The organism is Sphingomonas sp. CFBP8993, assembly GCF_034044895.1.
GTDB lineage: Bacteria > Pseudomonadota > Alphaproteobacteria > Sphingomonadales > Sphingomonadaceae > Sphingomonas.
In genome coordinates, this window is sequence record NZ_JAXCWU010000003.1 from 33,534 (window position 1) to 55,811 (window position 22,278).

The 22,278-nt window shown below is 67.8% G+C and carries 24 protein-coding genes and 1 pseudogene; 21 read left to right on the forward strand and 4 right to left on the reverse strand.

Annotated elements, in window-relative coordinates; all coding sequences use genetic code 11:
- Positions 1-115: 115 nt before the first annotated feature.
- The 4 genes and pseudogenes from SOM26_RS06345 to SOM26_RS17620 all read left to right on the forward strand — a co-directional run.
- On the forward strand, positions 116-685 hold the full coding sequence (locus tag SOM26_RS06345) for a cold-shock protein (protein ID WP_320452349.1): 570 nt from the start codon (positions 116-118) through the stop codon (positions 683-685).
- Positions 682-1,179, forward strand: a complete 498-nt coding sequence (locus tag SOM26_RS06350) for a DUF192 domain-containing protein (RefSeq protein WP_320451898.1) — start codon at positions 682-684, stop codon at positions 1,177-1,179. Before SOM26_RS06345 ends, SOM26_RS06350 begins: the two co-directional genes overlap by 4 nt.
- Positions 1,180-1,569: 390 nt before the next feature.
- The gene (locus SOM26_RS06355) at positions 1,570-1,962 is read left to right on the forward strand and encodes an NADH:ubiquinone oxidoreductase subunit NDUFA12 (protein ID WP_320451899.1); all 393 of its coding nucleotides are present in this window, start codon (positions 1,570-1,572) and stop codon (positions 1,960-1,962) included.
- 206 nt (positions 1,963-2,168) lie between these two features.
- Positions 2,169-2,402: pseudogene (locus SOM26_RS17620) on the forward strand (DUF2155 domain-containing protein); the annotation flags it as partial.
- Positions 2,403-2,437: 35 nt separating this feature from the next.
- Here the strand turns inward: SOM26_RS17620 and aat are convergent.
- The 3 genes from aat to SOM26_RS06375 form a co-directional block, all read right to left on the reverse strand.
- Positions 2,438-3,196 carry a leucyl/phenylalanyl-tRNA--protein transferase gene (gene aat / locus SOM26_RS06365; RefSeq protein ID WP_320451900.1) on the reverse strand — a complete coding sequence of 253 codons (759 nt, stop codon included), beginning with the start codon at positions 3,194-3,196 and terminating at the stop codon, positions 2,438-2,440.
- Entirely contained in the window at positions 3,193-3,906 is a 714-nt protein-coding gene (locus tag SOM26_RS06370; RefSeq protein WP_320451901.1) for a ParA family protein, read from the reverse strand. Before SOM26_RS06370 ends, aat begins: the two co-directional genes overlap by 4 nt.
- Before the next feature lie 154 nt (positions 3,907-4,060).
- Positions 4,061-4,447, reverse strand: a complete 387-nt coding sequence (locus SOM26_RS06375; RefSeq protein ID WP_320451902.1) for a hypothetical protein — start codon at positions 4,445-4,447, stop codon at positions 4,061-4,063.
- Between the two features lie 194 nt (positions 4,448-4,641).
- Between SOM26_RS06375 and SOM26_RS06380 the strand changes: the two genes are divergently transcribed.
- Both SOM26_RS06380 and SOM26_RS06385 read left to right on the forward strand, forming a co-directional pair.
- On the forward strand, positions 4,642-5,607 hold the full coding sequence (locus SOM26_RS06380) for a cysteine synthase A (protein ID WP_320451903.1): 966 nt from the start codon (positions 4,642-4,644) through the stop codon (positions 5,605-5,607).
- 92 nt (positions 5,608-5,699) lie between these two features.
- Positions 5,700-5,951: a hypothetical protein gene (locus SOM26_RS06385; protein WP_320451904.1), complete on the forward strand. Its 252-nt coding sequence runs from the start codon at positions 5,700-5,702 to the stop codon at positions 5,949-5,951.
- A gap of 340 nt (positions 5,952-6,291) precedes the next feature.
- Here SOM26_RS06385 and SOM26_RS06390 read toward each other — a convergent pair whose 3' ends face one another.
- On the reverse strand, positions 6,292-6,528 hold the full coding sequence (locus SOM26_RS06390; protein WP_320451905.1) for a hypothetical protein: 237 nt from the start codon (positions 6,526-6,528) through the stop codon (positions 6,292-6,294).
- A 45-nt stretch (positions 6,529-6,573) separates the two neighbouring features.
- Between SOM26_RS06390 and SOM26_RS06395 the strand changes: the two genes are divergently transcribed.
- The 15 genes from SOM26_RS06395 to SOM26_RS06465 are packed head-to-tail and all read left to right on the forward strand — an operon-like array spanning position 6,574 to position 22,275.
- Positions 6,574-6,876: an MraZ C-terminal domain-containing protein gene (locus SOM26_RS06395; RefSeq protein WP_320451906.1), complete on the forward strand. Its 303-nt coding sequence runs from the start codon at positions 6,574-6,576 to the stop codon at positions 6,874-6,876.
- Positions 6,873-7,871: a 16S rRNA (cytosine(1402)-N(4))-methyltransferase RsmH gene (gene rsmH, locus SOM26_RS06400; RefSeq protein WP_320451907.1), complete on the forward strand. Its 999-nt coding sequence runs from the start codon at positions 6,873-6,875 to the stop codon at positions 7,869-7,871. The genes SOM26_RS06395 and rsmH overlap by 4 nt, the downstream gene beginning before the upstream one ends.
- 44 nt (positions 7,872-7,915) lie before the next feature.
- Entirely contained in the window at positions 7,916-8,545 is a 630-nt protein-coding gene (locus tag SOM26_RS06405) for a hypothetical protein (RefSeq protein WP_320451908.1), read from the forward strand.
- The gene (locus tag SOM26_RS06410) at positions 8,542-10,260 is read left to right on the forward strand and encodes a peptidoglycan D,D-transpeptidase FtsI family protein (RefSeq protein WP_320451909.1); all 1,719 of its coding nucleotides are present in this window, start codon (positions 8,542-8,544) and stop codon (positions 10,258-10,260) included. The genes SOM26_RS06405 and SOM26_RS06410 overlap by 4 nt, the downstream gene beginning before the upstream one ends.
- 10 nt (positions 10,261-10,270) lie before the next feature.
- Complete coding sequence (locus SOM26_RS06415; RefSeq protein WP_320451910.1) at positions 10,271-11,701, forward strand: UDP-N-acetylmuramoyl-L-alanyl-D-glutamate--2,6-diaminopimelate ligase; 1,431 nt, start codon at positions 10,271-10,273, stop codon at positions 11,699-11,701.
- Positions 11,698-11,829 (forward strand): hypothetical protein, encoded by a 132-nt coding sequence (locus tag SOM26_RS06420; RefSeq protein ID WP_320451911.1) that lies wholly within the window; start codon positions 11,698-11,700, stop codon positions 11,827-11,829. Before SOM26_RS06415 ends, SOM26_RS06420 begins: the two co-directional genes overlap by 4 nt.
- A complete protein-coding gene (locus SOM26_RS06425; protein ID WP_320451912.1) occupies positions 11,826-13,199 on the forward strand; it encodes a UDP-N-acetylmuramoyl-tripeptide--D-alanyl-D-alanine ligase in 1,374 nt (457 codons plus the stop codon). The genes SOM26_RS06420 and SOM26_RS06425 overlap by 4 nt, the downstream gene beginning before the upstream one ends.
- 5 nt (positions 13,200-13,204) lie before the next feature.
- Complete coding sequence (gene mraY / locus SOM26_RS06430; RefSeq protein ID WP_320451913.1) at positions 13,205-14,275, forward strand: phospho-N-acetylmuramoyl-pentapeptide-transferase; 1,071 nt, start codon at positions 13,205-13,207, stop codon at positions 14,273-14,275.
- Positions 14,272-15,690 (forward strand): UDP-N-acetylmuramoyl-L-alanine--D-glutamate ligase, encoded by a 1,419-nt coding sequence (gene murD / locus SOM26_RS06435; RefSeq protein WP_320451914.1) that lies wholly within the window; start codon positions 14,272-14,274, stop codon positions 15,688-15,690. The genes mraY and murD overlap by 4 nt, the downstream gene beginning before the upstream one ends.
- Before the next feature lie 47 nt (positions 15,691-15,737).
- Positions 15,738-16,919 carry an FtsW/RodA/SpoVE family cell cycle protein gene (locus SOM26_RS06440; protein WP_320452350.1) on the forward strand — a complete coding sequence of 394 codons (1,182 nt, stop codon included), beginning with the start codon at positions 15,738-15,740 and terminating at the stop codon, positions 16,917-16,919.
- Positions 16,916-18,067, forward strand: a complete 1,152-nt coding sequence (gene murG, locus SOM26_RS06445; RefSeq protein WP_320451915.1) for an undecaprenyldiphospho-muramoylpentapeptide beta-N-acetylglucosaminyltransferase — start codon at positions 16,916-16,918, stop codon at positions 18,065-18,067. The genes SOM26_RS06440 and murG overlap by 4 nt, the downstream gene beginning before the upstream one ends.
- Positions 18,064-19,479, forward strand: a complete 1,416-nt coding sequence (gene murC / locus SOM26_RS06450; protein WP_320451916.1) for a UDP-N-acetylmuramate--L-alanine ligase — start codon at positions 18,064-18,066, stop codon at positions 19,477-19,479. Before murG ends, murC begins: the two co-directional genes overlap by 4 nt.
- Positions 19,476-20,363, forward strand: a complete 888-nt coding sequence (murB, locus tag SOM26_RS06455) for a UDP-N-acetylmuramate dehydrogenase (protein ID WP_320451917.1) — start codon at positions 19,476-19,478, stop codon at positions 20,361-20,363. The genes murC and murB overlap by 4 nt, the downstream gene beginning before the upstream one ends.
- Positions 20,360-21,322, forward strand: a complete 963-nt coding sequence (locus SOM26_RS06460) for a D-alanine--D-alanine ligase (RefSeq protein WP_320451918.1) — start codon at positions 20,360-20,362, stop codon at positions 21,320-21,322. The genes murB and SOM26_RS06460 overlap by 4 nt, the downstream gene beginning before the upstream one ends.
- A complete protein-coding gene (locus tag SOM26_RS06465; RefSeq protein WP_320451919.1) occupies positions 21,319-22,275 on the forward strand; it encodes a cell division protein FtsQ/DivIB in 957 nt (318 codons plus the stop codon). The genes SOM26_RS06460 and SOM26_RS06465 overlap by 4 nt, the downstream gene beginning before the upstream one ends.
- Positions 22,276-22,278 lie beyond the last annotated feature (3 nt).

Consider the following 22,278-nt stretch of genomic DNA (forward strand, 5'->3'; position numbering starts at 1 on the left):
TTGGCGCCCTAAGGTCCCTTTTGCTGCGTCCGTCCCATCGCGAAGCATCAAAAATGAACGCCGTCGCATTGCGAGTGCGAACAATGATGCTAGCAATAGGGTCAAGGGTGCGATGATGCTGGATGAAACGCCAAGTACAGGGGGCGGCATCGACGGCGAAACGGCGGATAGCGCCGTGGGGCTGGCGGGGGTCGTAAAATGGTTCGACGTGACGCGGGGCTTCGGCTTCGTGGTCGCGGACGATCCGTCATACGGGGACGTGCTGGTGCACTTCACCGTGTTGCAGGCGCATGGGCGACGCAGCCTGCCCGAGGGGGCACGGGTCACGCTGACCGCTATGCGCAGCGGGCGCGGTTACCAGGCGCGCGAGGTGATCGCGATCGACCTGACCCATGCTGTACCCGAACAGCCGCGACGGCCGCGATCGCCCGACCGGGTCGATCCGGTCGCGCTGGTCGATGCGGCGGGTACGCCCGAATCGGTATCGGTCAAATGGTTCAACCGGCTGAAGGGCTATGGCTTCCTGCTGCGCGATCGCGACGGGGCGGATATCTTCGTGCATATGGAAACCCTGCGGCGCGGCGGTATCCTGGAGGTGGAGCCGGGCCAGCCGCTGGCCGCCCGGATCGTCGACGGGCCAAAGGGGCCGTTGGCGGTGATCGTGACGGAGCAGGACGCATCATGACGAAGACGGGCTGGGGGATCGCCGTGACGGCGCTCGCACTGGCAGCCACCGGACTGTCCGGCTGCTCGGGCGGCGGAGCCACCACGGAGCAGGCGGGCAAGACCGCAGCCGAAACCGTGCCGGTGACCATCACCACCGCGCAGGGCAAGCATGTCTTCAAGGTCGAGCGGGCGCGCACCGCCGCCGAGCAGGAACAGGGGCTGATGTACCGCACCGACCTGACGCCCGATGGCGGCATGTTGTTCGCGCCCTATCCCCCCGAAGGCGGTGGCCCGCGCGAGGCGAGTTTCTGGATGAAGAACACCCCGACCTCGCTCGACATCCTGTTCCTGCGCGCCGACGGTACGATCGCGCGCATCGCCGAGAACACCGCGCCGTTCAGCCAGACCCCGATCCCCTCCGGCGAACCGGTCGCCGCCGTGCTGGAACTGGTCGGCGGGCGTTCGGCCGAACTGGGCATCTCGGAAGGCGATTCGGTTTCCTGGCCGAAGTGATGCCGTCGGGGGAAGCGAGAATAGCCCTCTAATCCCCGACAGGTGACAGCCAATGCCATCTGAACCAAGCCTCTCCCCTCCCGCAGGCGGGAGGGGCTGGGGAATGGCGATGTCTCATCGAGACCATTGTTTGTGGCACAGCCCCCACCCCAAACCCCTCCCCCCTGCCGGGAGGAGGGGCTTCAAAGGTGGAAACGCCATCCCCCGCTCCATGAGGTCGCCCGTCATGGAGACATGCCACCCGAACCAAGCCTCCCCCCTCCCGCAGGCGGGAGGGGCTGGGGGAGGACGGTATCTCATCGAGACCACCCCTTGCGGCATCACCCCCATATCGCCCCGCCCATACGAACGCGGTTGAAGGCTGGCGAGAGCCGGGCTACACGGCGCGGCATGGGCATCAACCTCAATCCCTTCACCTGGTGGAACGGCGCCACCATCGGCACCTGGTTCGGTCTGCGCGGCAAGGCGCAGGTGGGCGAGGACGCGCATGGCAACGTCTATTACGAGGGCGGCGTCGATACCGCCGGTCGCGCGCGTCGCTGGGTGATCTACAACGGCTCGAACGATGCCAGCCGGGTTCCGGCGGAGTGGTTCAGCTGGCTGCATCATCAGGTCGATGACGTGCCCGACCGCTCGCTGCCGCCGCGCCGTGCGTGGCAGAAGCCCGCCATTCCCAACATGACCGGCACGGCCATGGCCTATCGTCCGTCGGGCGCGCTGGAAAAGGGTGGCCAGCGTCAGGCCGCGACCGGCGATTATGAAGCCTGGACGCCGGAGGGGTGAAGGCCGCACGCTGGCTGGCCGGGGTGACGCTGGCCGCAGCGCTCGGTGTCGGTGGCTGGTTCGGCTATCACGCGCTGAGCGACAAGGGCGGCCAGGACACGGCCGAATCGGCGGTCAGCCAGATCCTGCCCGATCGTCCCGGCGCGGCGTCGGGTATCGAGTCGGTCGATGGTGCCCAGGCGGCGCTGCCCAGCGGCGGTACGCCGATGGCCGAGCGGGTCGCGGTGATCGGCCTGCTCAACAAGCGCAACGGCGTATCGCGTGACCTGACGCTGAAACCCGGCCAGGCGATCCGCGTCGGCGATGTCGTCGTGCGTCTGCGCGCCTGCGAAAAAACCGCCTCCTGGGAGGCCGAGCAGTTGACCGGTGCCTTCGTGCAGATGGACGTGCGCGGCGCGGATCAGCATTGGAAGCGCGTATTCTCGGGCTGGCTGTACAAGGAGCGTCCGGCGCTCAACGTCGTGCTGCACCCGGTCTACGACGTCTGGGCCAAGAGCTGCACGATGTCCTGGCCGGAAACCGGACCGGAGACGGTCCCGGCGTCCGTTCCCGGCCCCGCGCCCAAGCGGTCGAGCACGGCGAAGTCGCCAGGTGCCGAGGCTCCTGCCGCCGACGTCCCCGGCGCGACCACGCCCGCCAATGCGTCGGACAATAGCGCGACATAGGCCTCGCGCCCGATTTCGATCGCCCCCATGGTCGAGAGATGCGGCGTCTGGAACTGACAGTCGAGCAGGGTGTAGCCGCCGACGCGCAGCCGGGCGGCAAGCCAGGTCAGCGCCACCTTCGATGCGTCGGTCCGGCGGCTGACCATCGATTCGCCGAAAAAGGCGCGGCCCAGCGCCAGGCCGTACAGGCCGCCGACCAGTTCATCCCCGTCCCAGCACTCGACCGAATGGGCAAAACCCATGTCGAACAGGTCGATGAACACCCGCTCGATCGCATAGTTGATCCAGGTTTCCGGCCGGTCGGGGACGCTTTCCGCACAGAGCCGGATGATCGATTCGAACGCGGTGTCGGCGGTCACGCGGAACCGGTCGCGGGCCACGGTCTTGCGCAGCGAGCGCGACAGGTGAAGCCCGTCGAGCGGCAGGATCGCGCGCTTGCGCGGCTCGACCCAATAGACATGGTCGGTGTCGCGCGTATCGGCCATCGGAAAGACGCCGACGGCATAGGCCCCGAGCACCAGATGCGGGGTCAGCCGTTCGACGGCACCGGGCTCGTCGCGCCGGCTCATCCCCCGGCCATGCGCCGCTCGACGGCGCGCCACAACTCGGCATAGGCGTTCGCGGCGCTGCTGCGCGGCGCGAAGGCGCCTACGGGCGCACGATGCTCGCCCATCGTCTCGACCAGGCTGGCCATCGGGATGACCGGCCAGTCGGGATGGGCGGCCAGCGCCTCGGCATGGAGGCGGCGGCGGCGATCGACCATGACGTGCACCGGCAACAGGGGAACGCGGCCCCGGACATGGCCGTCCACCACCTCCAGCGCGCGGGTGGCGAGCGCGGAGGGGACCACCGGCACCACGACCAGGTCGACGGCGCGCAACACCTGCTCGGTCGTTTCGGTCAGGCCCGGCGGACAGTCGAGGATGACGGTGTCATAATCGTCCAGCCCCTCGATCAGCTTGTCCAGCCGCTTCTTCTTGGCGATCTCGTGGAACAGGAGGTCCAGGCCGCGCAGCGAATCATCGGCACCGACCAGCGACAGGCGCGGTATGGTGGTCGGGCGGATCAGCCGGTCGACCGCGATATCGCGCGAGAACATCGCCTGGGCGCGGTCGCCGGGGGCGGGGCCGCCCAGCAGCCAGGTCGAGGCGGCCTGGGGGTCGAGGTCCCAGAGCAGCGTGCGACGCGCACACAGGCTGGCGGCGCACCAGGCCAGGTTGACCGCCATGCTGGTCTTTCCCACGCCGCCCTTCAGGCTGTAGATCGCGATTGCGGCCACGACGCCGTTCAACCTCCCTGTTCGCCCCCGCGGAACATCGCGCTCCACGAAAAAGGCCGACGGGAGATATCCCCGCCGGCCGGTTTTCGATCAAGTCCTTATCGTGCGTCAACCGGTGGCCCGGCCGCGATAAGGCGAATCTGACGCTACGAAATCAGATGTGACAGACCTGCGCGGCCTTGGTCGGCGTGGTCAGGGTGATCGACTTCTCGTTGCCGGTCATCTTCCAGCCGCCCTCGGCGGTCAGGGGCTCGCCGGCGGCCGGGGCCTTCAGCACGACGGGCGTGTCGCCTTCCTTCAGGCGGACATTGGCCTGCTTGTCACCCTGGAAGAAGGTGACGAGGGCCAGGCTGTTGTCCTTGCAACGGAAGCTCTTCTCCGCCTTGATGGCGGGCGGCAGCTCGACCGGTGCGCGGTTGGCGAGGACGTTGGCCATGGGATCGGGGTTGATGTCGACAACCTCGGGCTGGCTGGGCTTGGAATTGCAGGCTGCCAGGGCGAGCAGCGGTGCGGCGATCAGGACTGGGAGGAGGCTCTTCATAGCGGTTGGGTGCTTCGCAAATGCAGCAACCCGGCGTCAAGCATGACCTGCACGTCACGGCGTCCATGTCCAACATTTACGCGACGGATTGACGTGCAGGGGGTAGCGCTATCGCGTGGGATGTTGCCCGCGCTTGCCGCCCCCCAAGCAAGGCTTTGCTTGCCCGAAAGCGGGGCAGGGGCCATCTAGCGGGCATGGAAGTGATCTCCGACACGCTGGCCCTGATCGGCAACACCCCGCTCGTTCGCCTGAAGGGGCCGAGCGAGGCCACGGGCTGCGACATTTACGGCAAGTGCGAATTTGCCAATCCCGGCGCGAGCGTCAAGGATCGCGCCGCCCTGTTCATCGTCGAGGATGCCGAGGCGCGGGGGCTGCTGCGCCCCGGCGGCACGATCGTCGAGGGGACGGCGGGCAATACCGGCATCGGTCTGGCGCTGGTCGCCAATGCCAAGGGTTATCGCACGATCATCGTCATGCCCGAGACGCAGAGCCGGGAGAAGATGGACACGCTGCGCGCGCTGGGGGCCGAATTGGTGCTGGTGCCCGCCGCGCCCTATTCCAGCCCCTGCCATTTCGTCCACACCTCGCGCCGGATCGCCGAGGAAACCGAGAATGCCATCTGGGCCAACCAGTTCGACAATATCGCCAACCGGCGTGCGCATATCGTCGGTACGGCGGAAGAGATCTGGAACCAGATGGGCGGACGGATCGATGGCTTTACCTGCGCGGCCGGGACCGGCGGCACGCTGGCCGGGGTCGGCCTGGGGCTGAAGGCGCACGACGAATCGGTGACGATCGCGCTCAGCGATCCGCATGGCGCGGCGCTGTACGACTATTACGCGCATGGCGAGTTGAAGTCGGAAGGGTCTTCGGTCGCCGAGGGAATCGGCCAAGGGCGGATCACTGCCAACCTTGAAGGTGCGCCGATCGATACCCAATTCCGTCTCTCGGACGCCGAGGGTTGGTACTGGGTCCAGCGTTTGTTGAGCGAGGAGGGCCTGTGCCTGGGCCTGTCTTCGGGCATCAACGTCGCGGGCGCGGTGGCGCTGGCAAAGGCTTTGGGGCCCGACAAACGTATCGCAACCATTTTGTGCGATACCGGGTTTCGCTACCTCTCCACGCTCCACAATCCGGAGTGGCGGGCCGAGAAGGGGCTATAGGCGCGACGTTGCCCTGCGCCAGAGGTCGACAGGACGCCGTGCGCAGGATAGTAACGCTTCATCCCATGAAATCGCCCGACCATCATCATATCATGCAGCGTGTCAAAGTCGGCATGATCGGCCTTGCCGCGGTGATCCTGTTGATCGGCATCGCCAGCACGATTCTGGGATCGCTCAACCGAGACGAACCGCCCGCAGCTGCGGCTGCCGCGGCGCAGGCCAATATGGTCGCGGACATGACTGCGACCAACACCGCCACCCCGTCGGTCAGCGAACCACTGGCCGAATTGGGCGTTGCGCCCGCTCCGGTAAACAGCCAGGCCCCTGCCGCACCTGTGCGCTGAGCATAGGCGAAGCGGGCCGGAAACGCCGGCCGGAGCGATTTTCTTGTCGGACATGGCAAGACTGCGGAACCGAGTCCGAATCGGCCTTTTTGCTTAATAAAAATTAAGTTTGCTCTGATCGCTTTTGCCGTCGCTCGTGCCGGGGAAATCCGGGGACGGGCGATCGGGCATGGCGGATTTCCGACATTTTCAAGGTCTCCGGCGCGCGCGCATTCCCGAGATGCGGCCAGTGGTTCGTCGCATAACTGCCGATTCTGGGGCCGTTTCCCCGATCATCCCCAAAAATCCCGTTGCCTCCCGGTTCCACTGTCGATAAACCAAATCCAACAGAGGGGCAGGCTCACTGTTGACCAGAAATGGTCGGAATGCGGCGATGGTCGGATTCCGAGACGGTGAGGCCTTGCGCGCCATGTGCGAGGTTGGCGTGTCCGATAGGGGTTTGTATCAGGGAAGTGGCATTGGCCTTGTCGACGACAAGGGTCGCGTTGCCATTCCCAATGCGCTCCGATCCACGCTGGCTCAAAATGCGCCGCGCCCCGACGGAAAAGATGGCGGGACCATCATCATCGCTGTCCATGAAACCGAGCGCTGCCTGATCGCGTATGACCCGGGTTATGTTGCCGTGCTGAAACAGGAACTGGACGCGCGGACCGAGATGTCGCGTGGGCCGGACGGCCGTATCGACTATAATATCAAGCGCGATCTGGCGAATGGCGAGGCCGTGCCCTTCGACGGGTCGGGCCGTTTCATCATGCCGGGCTTTCCACGCTTTCACGCGGGGATCGCGGGGCACGCCTTTTTCTGGGGCACGTTCGACTATATCGAAATCTGGGATCCCAAGACGCTGGTCGACACCCCCGGCCTGCCCGCAAAGATGATCTCGGCGGCGCGTTTCCACTGCCAGGAAAAGGGCATCGCCTTGTGAGTGCTGCCCCGAACGACGCCCCGCACATTCCCGTCCTGCTTGACGAAGTCCTCGACGCGCTCGCCATCGCCCCCGGTGAGACGCATGTCGACGGCACGTTCGGCGCGGGTGGCTATACCCGCGCCATGCTGGGCCGGGGCGCGAAAGTCATCGCCTTCGATCGCGATCCCGACGCGATCGCCAATGGCCAGGCGCTGGTCGCCGCCGAGCCGGGGCTGGCCCTGGTCCACCGCGAGTTTTCCGGCCTTGATCAGGAACTCGACGCCCGTGTCGACGGCGTGGTGCTGGACATCGGGGTGTCCTCGATGCAGCTCGACCAGGCGGAGCGCGGCTTTTCCTTCCAGGGTGACGGCCCGCTCGACATGCGCATGGCGCAGGCGGGCGAGTCGGCGGCCGATTTCTTGAACACCGCCGACGAAGCCGCGATCGCCGACGTCCTCTATCATTATGGCGAAGAGCCGCGCTCGCGCCGCGTCGCGCAGGCGATCGTCGCCGCGCGGCCGTTGACCCGTACCGGCGAACTGGCCGCCGTCGTGCGCCGGGCGCTCGGCTACCGTCCGCACGACAAGAAGGATCCGGCGACGCGGACCTTCCAGGCGATCCGCATCCATGTGAACCGCGAACTGGACGAGCTGGCCGAAGGGCTGGCCGCGGCCGAGCGTGCGTTGAAGCCGGGCGGTCGCCTGGTCGTGGTCACGTTTCACAGTCTGGAAGATCGCATGGTCAAGCGCTTCTTCCGCGAGCGCGCCGGGCAGATGCCGGGCGGGTCGCGCCATATGCCCGAACAGGCGGCGGCGCGGGCACCCAGCTTTGCCCAGGTCGGCAAGGCGGTGCGTGCCGGAGAGGTAGAGTTGGCCCGCAATCCGCGCGCGCGTTCGGCGACGCTGCGTTTTGCGACGCGTACGGAATCCCCCGCCTGGTCGGTGGGACAGTCTGTGGCAGGGGGACGGGACGGGGCGCCGGGGGGCGAGTTGAGTCAGGAGTTTGGCGTATGACGGCGGCGTATCGGTTCAAGGGGATAGGGTGGTTCGGGAGCTGCGTGGCAGTGGTCCTGGGCTTCTACCTTGTGTCCTTGCAGGTGGCGGCGGAGCGAAAGAAGCTCGACGACGTCAACGCCCGCATCGCCACCGCCCAGCGTGACATTCGCGCGCTGGAGACCGAGTTCGACACCCGCGCCAACCTGGTGCAGCTGGAGAAGTGGAACGGCGACACGCTGGCCCTAACTGCGCCGATCGCCGGGCAGTTCGTGGGTGACGAGGCGCAGCTGGCCTCGCTCGACGTCACGCATGGCCCCGCCCCCGGGACCGTGCAGACCGCCGCGCTGCTGGTGCCGTCGCAGCCCGCTCCGGTCGCTCCCCCCGCCGCCGAAGCCGTCGCCCTCGCCGCCGCCACGACCGCGCCCGCGCCCGCCAAGCCCAACGCACCCGCCCCCGTCGTGCGCTTGGCCAAGGTCGACCTGCCCAAGCCGCAGGTCGTGAAGGCCGTTTCCGAGCGCGTCGTCGTCTCCAAGGCGGCCAAGCCCGCCCCGATCGCCACCGTGCGCACCGCCGCCGCCGTGGCGAAGGTCCGGCCGCAGGCGGTCGCGATGCTCGACCGCCAGCTATTGTCCGACACGACGCTGGGCGACATTCTGAAAGGCGCCAAGACCGAATCGCGGCGGCGGCGTTGAGCGTTCTGGTCGCGCGTCCCGTCGGAACGCAGCGTACCGCCGGCCAGCGCCACGCGCTGGTCGCGACGACGCATATGCGTCTGATGATGCTGATGATGTTGTTCGGCGCGGCGGTGCTCGTCGTGATCGGGCGGCTGATGCTGCTGGCGGTGTTCGCCGGACCCGCCGATGCGGCGACGCGGACCGCCACGCTGGCGGCGCGCGGCGATATCGTCGACCGCAACGGCGCGCCGCTGGCCCGCACGATCGATAGCTGGACGATCGCGGTCCATCCGAAGAAGCTGATCGGCGACCCGATGGAGGTCGCCGCACGCCTGGCCGCGCTGATGCCCGATCGCGGTGACCAGGCCTGGTTCTACAACCAGCTGACCCGCAAGGCGAATTTCGTCTACCTGCAACGCCGCGCCAGTCCCACGCTGGTCGAGCAGGTCAATGCCATCGGCGAGCCCGGCCTGGTCTTCGACCGCGAGACGCAGCGCCTGTACCCGCAATCGGCGCTCGCCGCCCACGCGCTCGGCTTCCTGTCGACCGATGGGCACGGGATGAGCGGCATGGAGCGTGTGCTCGACGAGCGGCTGCTCAACCCGGCGCAGGCGGGCAAGCCCGTCGCGCTGTCGATCGACACCCGTGCACAGGCCGCGCTGGAGAGCGAACTCGGCCGGGCGATGAACACCTTCTCGGCGCGGGGCGGCGGTGGCATCATCCTGGACGTGCACACCGGCGAGGTGATCGCGATGGTCTCGCTGCCCACCTTCAACCCGAACCGGGTCGGCATGGCGGGCACCGAGGAACTGCGCAACATCACCACGCAGAGCGTGTTCGAACTGGGGTCGACCTTCAAGCCGATCACCATGGCGGTGGCGATGGAGAACGGTGTCGTGACCTCGATGGCGCGGCGCTTCGATGCGACCCATCCGCTGAAGGTCGGCGGCTATACCATCCATGACGAACAGGGCGACCCCAAGCGCTGGCTGAACATGGCCGAGACGCTGATCTATTCGTCCAACATCGCCACCGCGCGCATCGCCGACGAGATCGGGCCGCAGCGGATGCAGACGATGTTCAAGAAACTGGGCTTCGATACCAAGCCGGATATCGAGCTGCGGGAGAAGGGCCGTCCGCTGCTGCCGACCTATTGGGCGCGCACGACGACGATGACCACCGCCTATGGCCATGGCATCGCGGTGACGCCGCTGCATCTGGCCTCGGCCTATGCTACTTTGGTCAATGGCGGCATCTGGCGGCCCGCGACGCTGATGAAGGTCGAGCCGGGTCATGGTGCCGCGGGCCGCCGCGTGATCAGCGAGGCGACCAGTGCGCGGATGCGCCAGATGTTGCGCCTGATCGTGATGCGCGGCACGGGACGCAAGGGCGATGCGCCCGGCTACCGCGTGGGGGGCAAGACCGGCACCGCCGAGGCGGCGGTCGCGGGCGGCTATGATCGGTCGCGCAACGTGGCTACCTTTGCGGCGGCGTTCCCGATGGATGCGCCGCGCTATGTGGTGCTGGCGATGCTCGACTCGCCAAAGGGGACGAAGGAGACCGGAGGGTGGAAGACCGCAGCCTGGAACGCGGCCCCGGTGGTGGGACGGACGATCACGCGGGTCGGCGCGATGCTGGGCGTCGTGCCCGACGCCAACAAGGACGTGGACGTATCGGACATCCTGCCGACCCTGTGGCAGGATCCCAAGGCGCCGCCGGTGGATGGACGATAAGGGGCGCGGCATGAAGCTGAACCAACTGGACCATGATATCACGGGCGAGGGCGGCGACGCCCTCGTCTCCGGTTTCGCGATCGACCATCGCAAGGTCGCGCCGGGCACCATCTTCGGCGCGTTCCAGGGCGCGCGGGTGAATGGCGAGGACTTCATCGCCGATGCGGTGCGCAGCGGTGCGGTGGCCGTCGTCGCCCGGCCCGAGGTGCGCGTCGAGGGCGCGGTCCACATCGCCTCGGACGAGCCGCGCGCGGTATTCGCCCGGCTGGCGGCGGCGTTCTTCGCGCCGTTCCCGGCCACCGCCGTGGCGGTGACGGGCACCAACGGCAAGACCTCGACCGTCGAGATGACGCGCCAGCTCTGGCGCATGGCGGGGCAACACGCGGCCTCGATCGGCACGCTGGGCGTCACCACCGCCGACGAGCGGACCTATACCGGCCTGACCACGCCCGACGTCGTGACCTTCCTGTCGAACGTCGCCGGGCTGGCGCGCGAGGGCGTCACCCATCTGGCGTTCGAGGCGTCGAGCCACGGCCTGACCCAGTATCGGACCGAGGGGCTGGAGGTGTCGGCGGCGGCGTTCACCAACCTGTCGCGCGATCACCTCGACTATCATGGCGACATGGGCGCGTATCTGGCGGCCAAGATGCGGCTGTTCTCCGAAGTGCTGTCGCCCGAGGGGACGGCGGTCGTCTGGGCCGATGACGTCCATAGCGGCCGGGTGATCGACCTGGCGCGGGCGCGCGGCAACAAGCTGGTAACGGTCGGCACGCGCGGCTCGACGCTGAAGCTGGTCGAGCGGCATCCGACCCTGCTGGGCCAGGGCCTGGTGATCGAGGACGAACACGGCGTCACCCACAAGGTGCAGTTGCCGCTGATCGGCGCCTATCAGGCGGCCAATGCGCTGGTGTCGGCCGGGCTGGTGCTGGCGACCGGCGGCGATATCACGACGACGCTGTCCAATCTGGCCCGGTTGCAGCCGGTGCGCGGGCGACTCGAGCGCGCCGCCATCGCGCGGAGCGGCGCGCCGGTCTATGTCGACTATGCCCATACCCCCGACGCGATCGAGGCGGCGATCTCCGCGCTCAAGCCCCATGCGGGCGGGCGACTGATCGTGGTGCTGGGCGCGGGCGGCGACCGCGATCCGGGCAAGCGCGAAGCGATGGGACAGGTCGCCTCGATGCAGGCCGACCGGGTGATCGTGACCGACGACAACCCCCGTACCGAAGACCCCGCCGCGATCCGTGCGCAGGTGATGCGCGGTGCGACCGGCGCGATCGAGATTGGCGATCGCCGCGCGGCCATCGCGGCCGCCATCGCCGAGGCGGGCGAGCAGGATATCGTCCTGATCGCGGGCAAGGGGCATGAACAGGGCCAGATCGTCGGCGACCTCGTCCTGCCCTTCGACGATGTGACCGTGGCGCGGGAGTGTGCGGCATGACCGTCCAACATCCGACCAAGACACCCCAGCCACCCCATGCCGACACCGCCCAGCCCGAGGCGGCGCCGCGTGTCCGCCCCAAGCTGTCGCTCCATTACGGGGCCAAGCCGGGGGGTGAGCGCAAATGACCCTGTGGACCGCCGCAGAGATCGCCGCCGCGACCGGTGGCACTGCGTCCGCCGACTTCACCGTCTCGGGTGTCGCTTTCGACAGCCGTGAGGTCGGTCCCGGCGACCTGTTCGTCGCGATGCTGGGCGAGGCGACCGATGGCCATCGCTTCCTCGACCAGGCGTTCGTGCAAGGGGCGGCGGGCGCGCTGGTTAGTAATGCGACCGGGCATCCCCATGTCCGTGTGACCGACAGCTTCCACGCACTGGAAGACCTGGCCCGTGCCAGTCGCGCGCGCACCGACGCGACGATCATCGGCGTCACCGGTTCGGTCGGCAAGACCAGCGCGAAGGAAGCGCTTTTTGCCGCGCTCGATCGCGGCTGGCGGGGGCGGGTGCACCGCTCGGTCAAGAGCTACAACAACCATACCGGCGTGCCGCTCAGCCTTGCGCGGATGCCGCGGGGCGTTCGTGCGGGCGTGTTCGAGATGGGGATGAACCATGCGGGGGAGCTGTCCGCGCTGACCGCGATAGTGCGCCCGCATATCGCGATCGTCACCGCCATCGCGCCCGCCCATACCGAGTTTTTCCCCGACGAGTCCGCCATCGCCGACGCCAAGGGAGAGATCTTCCAGGGGCTACAGCCCGGCGGTACCGCGATCATTCCCTATGACAGCCCTCATCGTGACCGCCTGATCGCCGCGGCCAGACCCTATGCCGACCGGATCGTGACCTTCGGCTTCGATCCCGCCGCCGATGTCCGCGCGGTCGAGGCGATCCGCAGCGCGAACGGCGGCAGCTTCGTCACCGCCAGGCTGGGCGACAAGGAACTGAACTTCACCCTGTCGCAGCCGGGCAGGCATTGGGTGTCCAATGCGCTCGCGGTGCTGGCGGCGGTCGATGCGGCGGGCGGCGACCTGGGGCTGGCCGGGCTGGCGCTGGCCGAGCTGGGTGGGCTTGCCGGGCGCGGTGCGCGCTTCCGTGCGGCCAATGGTGCGCTGATCATCGACGAAAGCTACAACGCCAATCCCGCCTCGATGCGCGCCACGCTGGCCGTGCTGGCCGAGGAGCCGGGCCGCCATGTCGCGGTGCTGGGCGAGATGCGCGAACTGGGCGAGGACTCCGCCGACTATCACACCGGTCTGGCCGAGCCGATCGTGGCGGCGCGCGTCGAACGGGCGTTGCTGGTCGGCGAATCGATGGCGCCTTTGGCCGCCGTGCTTGAGGGGCGGGTCGATTTCGTTCATGTGGCGGACGCGAAGGCCGCGCGCGAGGCGCTGGCCGCTATCATCGCACCCGATGACGTGGTGCTGATAAAGGGGTCGAACGGGGTCGGGCTGTCGCGTGTCGTGGCGGCCCTGCGCGGCGACATCCCAACGGGCGGGGCGTGAGTTAGATGCTGTACTGGATCGCGGAGCATCTCGGGTTTCCGGGGCTTCTCAACCTCATCCGTTACCAGTCGTTCCGGACCGGCGCGACGGTCGCGACCGCCTTGCTGATCGGCCTGATCATCGGGCCGCGCTTCATCGGCTGGCTGCGCGTCCGTCAGGGCAAGGGGCAGCCGATCCGCGCCGACGGGCCGCAGACCCACCTCGCCAAGCGCGGCACGCCGACCATGGGCGGGCTGATGATCCTGACCAGCATGACGCTGTCCATCCTGATCTGGATGAACGTCTTCAATCCGTTCGTCTGGGCGTGCCTGTTCGTCACGCTGGGCTTCGGCGCGATCGGTTTCCTCGACGATTACGACAAGGTGCGAAAGGCCTCGACGGCGGGTGTGTCGGGCAAGACCCGGCTGCTGCTGGAGTTCGCCATTGCCGGCATCGCGGCGTGGATCATCATGGGGCAGAACGGGCCGCACCTGTACCTGCCCTTCACCTCGCGCATGTACATTGACCTCGGCTATTTCTACCCGCTGTTCGCCGCCTTCACGATCGTGGCGTTCGGCAATGCGGTGAACCTGACCGACGGGCTCGATGGCCTCGCGACCATGCCGGTCATCATCGCCAGCGTCGCGTTCATGGTGATCGTCTATCTGGCGGGCAACGTGAAGTTCGCTGATTATCTGGGCATCCCGCATGTGCCGGGTGCGGGCGAGTTGGCGATCTTCTGCGGCGCGGTGGTGGGGGCGGGCCTTGCCTTCCTGTGGTTCAACGCGCCCCCGGCGGCGGTGTTCATGGGCGACACCGGCAGCCTGGCGCTGGGCGGCGCGCTCGGCACCATCGCGGTCGTCGCGCATCACGAGATCGTGCTGGGCATCATCGGCGGCCTGTTCGTGGTCGAGGCGATGTCGGTGATCATCCAGGTGTTCTTCTACAAGCGGACCGGCAAGCGGGTGTTCCGCATGGCGCCGATCCACCATCATTTCGAACAGCTCGGCTGGTCGGAACCGACGGTGGTGATCCGCTTCTGGATCATCGCCTTCGTGCTGGCGCTGGCGGGCCTGTCGACGTTGAAGCTGCGATGATCGTCGCGCGCGACTGGGCGGGGAAACGTTACGCGGTGCTGGGGCTCGCACGCTCCGGCGCCGCGACCGTTTCGGCGCTGCTGGCTGGTGGGGCGAGCGTGGTGGCGTGGGACAGCGATCCCGCCAAGCGTGATGTTATCCTCCCCGGCACGGGGAGGGGGACCAGCGAAGCTGGTGGAGGGGGGGGGGCGCGAGGGGCATCCTTTGCCGAAGCCCCCCTCCACCACCAGCCTCCGGCTGGCGGTCCCCCTCCCCGTGCCGGGGAGGATCTGGTGATCGCCGATCTCGAGACCATCGACCTGTCCGGTTTCGATGCGCTGGTCGTGTCGCCGGGCGTGCCGCTGAACACCCATCCGCTGGCCGCGGCCGCTCGGGAAGCGGGCGTGCCGGTGATCGGCGACATCGAACTCTTCGCGCAAGGACGCAAGGACCTGCCGCCGCACAAGGTCGTCGGCATTACCGGCACCAACGGCAAGTCGACCACGACCGCACTGGTCCACCACATACTGAAGACGGCGGGCGTGCCGACCCTGATGGGCGGCAATATCGGCCTGCCGATCCTGGGGCAGGAGCCTCTGCCCGAGGGCGGCGTCTATGTGCTGGAGCTGTCCAGCTATCAGATCGACCTGACGCAGAGCCTGGATTGCGACGTCGCGGTGCTGCTCAACATCACGCCCGATCATCTCGACCGCTATGACGGGTTTGCGGGTTACATCGACAGCAAGCTGCGGCTTTTCGCCATGCAGACGCATGACCATGAAGGCGTACTCGCGGCCGATGATGAGAGCCTGCACAGCCGTCTTCTAGATATATCCGATGGACCGGGCAGTTGGACGAAGCGGGTGTGCGGCGTGCCGCTGGATTGGCCGGAACAGGCGAACTGGCCAGCCTTGCAGGGGCCGCACAACGCAGAGAATGTCTTTGCGGCTCGCGCCGTTGCGCTCGCACTGGGCATTCATGCTGATATCGTTGAAACGGCACTCCGCACCTATGCCAGCCTGCCGCACCGGATGCAGCATGTCGCGACCCGGAACGGCGTGGCGTTCGTCAACGACTCCAAGGCGACCAATCCCGAATCCACCGCCCCCGCACTGGCGGCTTTCCCGCGCGTCCATTGGATCGTCGGCGGCAAGCGCAAGGGCGACGATCTCGACGCCTGCGCACCGCATTTGGGCCATGTCGTCGCGGCCTATACCATCGGCGAGGCAGCACAGACCTTCTTCGACCTGTTGAAGGACAAGGTTCCCGTGGTCGAGCAATCCGGCACGCTGGAGGCGGCGGTCGCCCATGCCGCCGCCGCCGCGCAGCCTGGCGACACGGTGCTGCTGTCCCCGGCCTGCGCCAGCTTCGACCAGTTCCGCGATTATGAAGCGCGCGGGGATGCTTTCCGGGCCGCCGTGGAGGCCTTGGCGTGAAGGAACGCACGGCCAAGACCGCCCCGCGCCCTGGCCTCATCGGATCGATGAAGGGGCGTGGCGGGCGTGGCGATCGCTCGCCGCTGGGCACCTGGTTCTGGGATATCGACCGGGTGCTGCTGCTGCTCACCCTGTTCCTGATCGCGATCGGCCTGATCGCGGTCGCGGCCGCCAGCCCGGCCACCGCGATGCGCTATTCGGGCGAGCATCGGAAGTTCACGCCGCTCTATTATTTCTGGCGACAGGTGATGTGGGTCGGCGTCTCGCTGCCCGTGCTGTTCACCGTCTCGATGCTGCCGGTGGTGACCGCGCGGCGCATGGCGGTGCTGGGAACGGGGGTGCTGATCGCCATCCTGGCGGTCACGCCCTTTATCGGGGTGGAGATCAACGGTGCGCGGCGCTGGATCGGCTTCGGCTTTGCCCAGTTCCAGCCGTCCGAGTTTCTGAAGCCGATGTTCGTCGTCACCACCGCCTGGCTGCTGTCGCTGAAGGCCAAGGAGCGTGACCTGCCCGCGACGCTGATTACCATGGGGCTGACCGGGCTGGTCGCCGGGCTGCTGATGCTTCAGCCCGATTTCGGCCAGACGATCGTGTTCTGCGTGATCTGGGCCGCGCTGCTGATGATCTCTGGCACGTCGATGCGCGTGTTGCTGGGGCTGGCGGCGATGGTGCCGGTCGGCCTGACGGCGGCCTATATGTTCTATGGCGTGGCGCGCAGCCGCATCAATGCATTCCTGTTCCCCGATGTCGATGGCGAGGGCGCGGCGGACCATTTCCAAGTCAATGCGGCCCACAACACGCTGACCGCGGGCGGATGGACCGGCACCGGGCCGGGTGGCGGTTCGGCCAAGTTCGGCCTGCCCGAGGCGCATACCGACTATATCTTCTCGGTGATCGGCGAGGAGTTCGGCCTGATCGCCTGTTCGATCATCGCGCTCGTCTTCCTGGCGATCGTGGTGCGCGTGTTCGTGAAGCTGCTTGACGAGCAGGACGAGTTCAAGCTCTACGCAGCCTCCGGGCTGGCGGTGCAGTTCGGCGCGCAGGCGCTGATCTCGATGGCGGTGAATACGGGGCTGGCCCCGTCCAAGGGCATGACCCTGCCGTTCATCAGCTATGGCGGCTCGTCGATGATCGCGCTGTCGATCGGGATGGGGTTGTTGCTGGCGTTCACGCGGCGCAACCCGTTCCTGACGCGCAGCCCCTATGTAGTCAGGTGGAGCGGGCAATGAGCCGACACTTCGTCCTCGCCGCCGGGGGTACCGGCGGCCACATGGTTCCCGCCGCCGCGCTGGCGGCCGAGTTGACCCGGCGCGGCCACCGCGTGGCGCTGGTCTCGGACGCGCGCGGCGTGCGCTTTCCGGGGCTGTTCGAGGATATCCAGACGCACGTCCTGCCCGCCGGGCGCTTTGCGGGCGGGCCGGTCGGCTGGGCCAAGGCGCTGCGCGAGATGTGGCGCGGCCGGGCGATGGCGCGCGAGCTCTACAAGACCTTCCGCCCGGCGGCGGTGATCGGCTTTGGCGGCTATCCGGCGATGCCCGCGCTGCTGGCCGCGTTTGCGGAAGGCATCCCGACCGCGATCCACGAGCAGAACGCCGTGCTGGGCCGGGTCAACCGGCTGGTCGCGGGCAAGGTCGATGCGATCGCCTTGTCCTATGAGGATACGCAGCGGCTGAGCGCCAAGCATGGCGACAAGACCCGGCTGGTCGGCAATCCGGTGCGCGACCAGGTACTGGCGCTTCGTTCGCGCCCCTATCCGCTGCTGGAAGAGGACGGCATCTTCCGTGTCTTGGTGACCGGCGGCAGCCAGGGGGCGAGCATCCTGTCCAAGGTAGTGCCCGATGGCCTCGCCATGCTGCCCGTCACCTTCCGGCGGCGGTTGCAGGTGACGCATCAGGCACGGATCGAGGATATCGAGGCGGTGCGGGCCAAATATGCCGAGCATGAGATTCCCGCCGAACTCGCCACCTATCTGCCCGACCTGCCCGAACAACTGGCCTGGGCGCATCTGGTGATCGCGCGGGCGGGGGCCTCGACGCTGGCCGAGCTGACGGTGGCGGGTCGCCCGGCGATCCTGGTGCCGCTGCCCTCCGCCACCGACGATCACCAGGCCGCCAACGCGCGCGAGATGACCAAGGCAGGCGGCGCACGGACCATCGCGCAAAGCGACTTCACCGCCATCGAACTGGCCAAGCAGATGCAGAAGCTGGGCCTCGACCCGGCGGCGCTGGAAAATGCGGCGGGCCGCGCACGCGGCTGCGGTCGGCCCGAAGCGGCGCGGGATCTGGCCGATCTGGTCGAGAGCCTGGACAGCCCACGCATGGTTTTGCCGGTCGGCAAGTCACAACATACTCAGAACTTGGCGGGAGCAGGCGCATGAAGGGCGTCGCCACGGATATCGGCACGATCCACTTCGTCGGGATCGGCGGCATCGGCATGTCAGGCATTGCCGAGGTGATGAAGAATCTCGGCTACCGGGTACAAGGCTCCGACGTGGCCGAGGGTTATGTGGTGCAGGGGCTGCGCGCCAAGGGCATTCCCGTCGCCATCGGGCACGCGGCGGACAATCTGGGCGAGGCGGCGGTGGTCGTCACCTCCACCGCGATCACCCGCTCCAATCCCGAAGTCGAAGCCGCGCTGGAACGCCGCATCCCCGTGGTGCGCCGGGCGGAGATGCTGGCCGAGTTGATGCGGTTGAAGTCCACTGTCGCGGTGGCGGGCACGCATGGCAAGACCACGACGACCTCGATGGTCGCGGCTTTGCTGGATGCGGGCGGGGTCGATCCGACCGTCATTAATGGCGGCATCATCAACAGCTATGGCTCGAACGCGCGGCTGGGTGCCTCCGACTGGATGGTCGTGGAGGCGGACGAAAGCGACGGCAGCTTCCTGCGGCTCGACGGCACGATCGCGGTCGTGACCAATATCGATCCCGAGCATCTCGACCATTACGGTTCGTTCGACCGGGTGAAGGACGCGTTCGTCGAGTTCGTCGAGAATGTGCCCTTCTACGGCGCGGCCTTGCTCTGCCTCGACCATCCGGAGGTGCAGAACATCCTGCCGCGGGTGCGCGACCGGCGCGTCGTGACCTATGGCTTTTCGGCGCAGGCCGATGTGCGCGGCGTCAACGTCACGCCGATCCCCGGTGGCAACCGGTTCGAGGCGATCATCCGCCACCGCGACGGCTCCAGTCGCTCGATCGAGGGGATCGAGCTGCCCATGCCCGGCCGCCACAATGTCCAGAACGCATTGGCCGCGATCGGCGTCGCGCTGGAGCTGGGCATCGACGATGCGACGATCCAGCAGGGCTTCAGCCAGTTCGGCGGGGTCAAGCGGCGCTTTACCAAGGTCGGCGAGATCGCGGTGCACGGCGGCGTCGCGACCGTGATCGACGATTATGGTCATCACCCGGTCGAAATCCGCGCGGTGCTGGCCGCTGCGCGTGAAGGCGCGCGCGGTCGCGTGATCGCGGTGGTGCAGCCGCATCGCTTCACCCGGCTCGGCAATCTGATGGAGGACTTCCAGACCGCCTTCAACGACGCCGACCGCGTGCTGGTGACGCCGGTCTTCGCGGCGGGCGAGGCGCCGATCGAGGGGGTCGATGCCGATGCGCTGGTCGAAGGGCTGAAGCGGCGCGGGCATCGCTCGACCGCGACCGTCGCGGATGCCGATGCGCTGGCCCAGGAACTGGCGGGCTCGATCCGGGCGGACGACATGATCGTCTGCCTGGGCGCGGGCGACATCACGAAATGGGCGGCGGGCCTGGCAAGCGCCATCGAGGCGCGCCGATGACCCTGCCCGATACCGCCGGCCGACTGACTCCGGGCGCGCCGCTGGCGCCGCTCGTGTGGTTCAAGGCGGGCGGACCGGCCGAATATCTGCTGGAGCCGAAGAGTGTCGACGACCTGTCGGCCTTCATGCGCGCGCTGGATGGGCAAGTGCCGGTCATGGCGCTGGGGCTCGGCTCCAACCTGATCGTGCGCGATGGCGGCGTGCAGGGCGTGGTCGTGCGGCTGGGCAAGCCCTTTGCCTATGCGCGGGCAGGGGAGGGGCACCTGATCACCTGTGGCGGTGGTGCGTCGGGTATCCTCGTCTCGTCCAACGCGCGCGATGCGGGCATTGGCGGGCTGGAGTTCCTGCGCTCGATCCCCGGCACGGTCGGCGGCTTCGTGCGGATGAACGGCGGGGCCTATGGCCGCGAGGTGGCCGATGTGCTGGTGTCCGCCACGATCGTCCGGCGCGACGGCATGGTTGAGACGCTGGGCGTCGCTGATCTGGAATACACCTATCGCCACTCCAACCTGACCGACGGAACGGTGGTGGTCGAGGCGGTCTTTCGCGGCCACGCCGCCGAGCCAGCCGCGATCCAGGCCGAGATGGACCGCATCGCCGCCGCGCGCGAGGCGTCGCAGCCGCTACGCTCGAAGACCGGCGGTTCGACCTTCAAGAATCCCGAAGGCCACAAGGCCTGGGCGCTGGTCGATGCGGCGGGTTGTCGCGGGATGACGCGGGGCGATGCACAGGTGTCGGAGAAGCATTGCAACTTCCTGCTCAACCTGGGCAACGCCACGGCGGCGGAGATCGAGGCGCTGGGCGAGGAGGTCCGCGCCAAAGTAAAGGCCCAGTCGGGCATTTGCCTCGAATGGGAAATTCAACGAGTGGGAATCGCGAAGTGACCAATCCAATCCATGTCGCGGTTCTGATGGGCGGCTGGTCGGCGGAGCGGCCGGTGTCGCTGATGTCGGGCGCGGGTGTCGCCGACGCGCTGGAACGGGGCGGCCACCGTGTCACCCGGATCGACATGGGCCGCGATGTCGCGGCGAAACTGGTCGAGGCCAAGCCCGATCTCGTCTTCAACGCGCTGCACGGTTCGCCCGGCGAGGACGGGACGGTGCAGGGCATGCTCGACCTGATGGGCATTCCCTACACCCATTCGGGGCTCGCCACCTCGGTCATCGCGATCGACAAGGTTCTGACCAAGCAGGCCCTGGTGCCGCACGGCATTCCGATGCCCGGCGGCCGGATCGTCAAGACGGAGGATCTGTTCGCCGGTGATCCGCTGCCACGCCCCTATGTGCTGAAGCCGGTCAACGAAGGCTCGTCGGTCGGTGTCGCGATCGTCACCGACACCAGCAACCATGGCAGCCCGATCGGCCGCGATGTGGCGGGCCCCTGGGCCGAGTTCGAGGAATTGCTGGCCGAACCCTATATCCGGGGTCGCGAGTTGACCACCGCCGTGCTGGGCAGCCGCGCGCTGGGCGTGACCGAGCTGAAGCCCAAGAATGGCTGGTATGATTTCGACGCCAAATACACCGACGGCCTGACCGAGCATGTCTGCCCCGCGCAGATTCCCGATGTGATCGCGGAGGCGTGCAAGTCGCTGGCGCTGGAGGCACATCGTATCCTGGGCTGTCGCGGGGCCTCGCGCTCCGATTTCCGCTGGGACGATGAGCGCGGCGTCGACGGTCTGTTCCTGCTGGAAATCAACACCCAGCCGGGCATGACCCCGCTCAGCCTGGTGCCCGAACAGGGTCGCCATGTCGGCATGGATTACGACACGCTGGTCCAGGCGATCGTCGACGAGGCGTTGGACTGGTATCGCGACAATCCGATCCCGCGGGACCGCACGGGATGAGCCGCACGATCAAGCGCGGCACCTCGGTCCGCCGCCCGGTGCCGCGCCGCCGCCAACCGGTGAAGCGCGTCACGCTGATGCAACGGCTGCTGGCCAAGGTGCCGGTCGGCGAGGACACGATCCGGAAGGCCGTCACCTGGACGATCCTGGGCGGGGCCGGGGCGGCCGCGCTGGCGGTTGCGACCTGGGTCGGCGTGCCCGGCATGATCGGCACCGCGATCGCCGAACAGGCGGGCCATGCCGGTTTTCGCGTCCAGCAGATCGAGGTGACCGGCCTGAAGCGCATGGACCGGATGACCGTCTATGCCGTCGCGCTCGACCAGCAGAGCCGGGCGATGCCGCTCGTCAATCTGGAGGATGTGCGCGCCAAGCTGCTCCGCTATGGCTGGATCAAGGATGCGCATGTTTCGCGCCGCCTGCCCGACACCCTGCTCGTCGATATCGAGGAGCGCAGTCCGGCGGCGGTGTGGCAGGACAATGGCCAGCTGACCCTCATCGACGCGGGCGGTGTGCTGCTCGAGCCGGTGCGGGCCGAGGCGATGCCCGACCTGCCGTTGATCATCGGGCCGGGTGCCAACCTTCAGGAGCCTGCCTATCAGGCGCTGCTGTCGGCCGCACCGGCGCTGAAGCCGCGGGTGAAGGCGGCGACCTGGATCGGCAATCGGCGCTGGGACCTGACCTTCGACAGCGGCGAGACGCTGGCGCTTCCGGAGGAAGGGGCCGGGGCGGCGCTGATGAAGTTTGCCGCGATGGACGGTTCGCGGCCGCTGCTCGGGCGCGGCTGGCTGCGCTTCGACATGCGCGACCCCGCAAAGCTGGTTGCGCGCAGGCCCGGTTTGAATCAGAATCACGCGCTGGCCGAACCGGCGCAGGCCGGGGGATCGGCCACGGGAGCCACCGGTCCGGAGGGCAACGCCACCGAGGCGTCCGGCACCGGGGAATCACAGGGGTAGGAC

What these genes read in the sequence shown, in the direction of transcription:
- SOM26_RS06380 (WP_320451903.1), top strand. Translation starts at nt 4,642, where the DNA reads ATGGAAGTGATCTCCGACACGCTGGCCCTGATCGGCAACACCCCGCTC.
- SOM26_RS06465 (WP_320451919.1), top strand. Translation starts at nt 21,319, where the DNA reads ATGAGCCGCACGATCAAGCGCGGCACCTCGGTCCGCCGCCCGGTGCCG.
- murB (WP_320451917.1), top strand. Translation starts at nt 19,476, where the DNA reads ATGACCCTGCCCGATACCGCCGGCCGACTGACTCCGGGCGCGCCGCTG.
- SOM26_RS06375 (WP_320451902.1), bottom strand. Translation starts at nt 4,447, where the DNA reads ATGAAGAGCCTCCTCCCAGTCCTGATCGCCGCACCGCTGCTCGCCCTG.
- SOM26_RS06440 (WP_320452350.1), top strand. Translation starts at nt 15,738, where the DNA reads ATGAAGGGGCGTGGCGGGCGTGGCGATCGCTCGCCGCTGGGCACCTGG.
- SOM26_RS06355 (WP_320451899.1), top strand. Translation starts at nt 1,570, where the DNA reads ATGGGCATCAACCTCAATCCCTTCACCTGGTGGAACGGCGCCACCATC.
- mraY (WP_320451913.1), top strand. Translation starts at nt 13,205, where the DNA reads ATGCTGTACTGGATCGCGGAGCATCTCGGGTTTCCGGGGCTTCTCAAC.
- SOM26_RS06420 (WP_320451911.1), top strand. Translation starts at nt 11,698, where the DNA reads ATGACCGTCCAACATCCGACCAAGACACCCCAGCCACCCCATGCCGAC.
- SOM26_RS06425 (WP_320451912.1), top strand. Translation starts at nt 11,826, where the DNA reads ATGACCCTGTGGACCGCCGCAGAGATCGCCGCCGCGACCGGTGGCACT.
- SOM26_RS06345 (WP_320452349.1), top strand. Translation starts at nt 116, where the DNA reads ATGCTGGATGAAACGCCAAGTACAGGGGGCGGCATCGACGGCGAAACG.
- murC (WP_320451916.1), top strand. Translation starts at nt 18,064, where the DNA reads ATGAAGGGCGTCGCCACGGATATCGGCACGATCCACTTCGTCGGGATC.
- SOM26_RS06390 (WP_320451905.1), bottom strand. Translation starts at nt 6,528, where the DNA reads ATGGACAGCGATGATGATGGTCCCGCCATCTTTTCCGTCGGGGCGCGG.
- SOM26_RS06350 (WP_320451898.1), top strand. Translation starts at nt 682, where the DNA reads ATGACGAAGACGGGCTGGGGGATCGCCGTGACGGCGCTCGCACTGGCA.
- SOM26_RS06415 (WP_320451910.1), top strand. Translation starts at nt 10,271, where the DNA reads ATGAAGCTGAACCAACTGGACCATGATATCACGGGCGAGGGCGGCGAC.
- murG (WP_320451915.1), top strand. Translation starts at nt 16,916, where the DNA reads ATGAGCCGACACTTCGTCCTCGCCGCCGGGGGTACCGGCGGCCACATG.
- aat (WP_320451900.1), bottom strand. Translation starts at nt 3,196, where the DNA reads ATGAGCCGGCGCGACGAGCCCGGTGCCGTCGAACGGCTGACCCCGCAT.
- murD (WP_320451914.1), top strand. Translation starts at nt 14,272, where the DNA reads ATGATCGTCGCGCGCGACTGGGCGGGGAAACGTTACGCGGTGCTGGGG.
- SOM26_RS06385 (WP_320451904.1), top strand. Translation starts at nt 5,700, where the DNA reads ATGCAGCGTGTCAAAGTCGGCATGATCGGCCTTGCCGCGGTGATCCTG.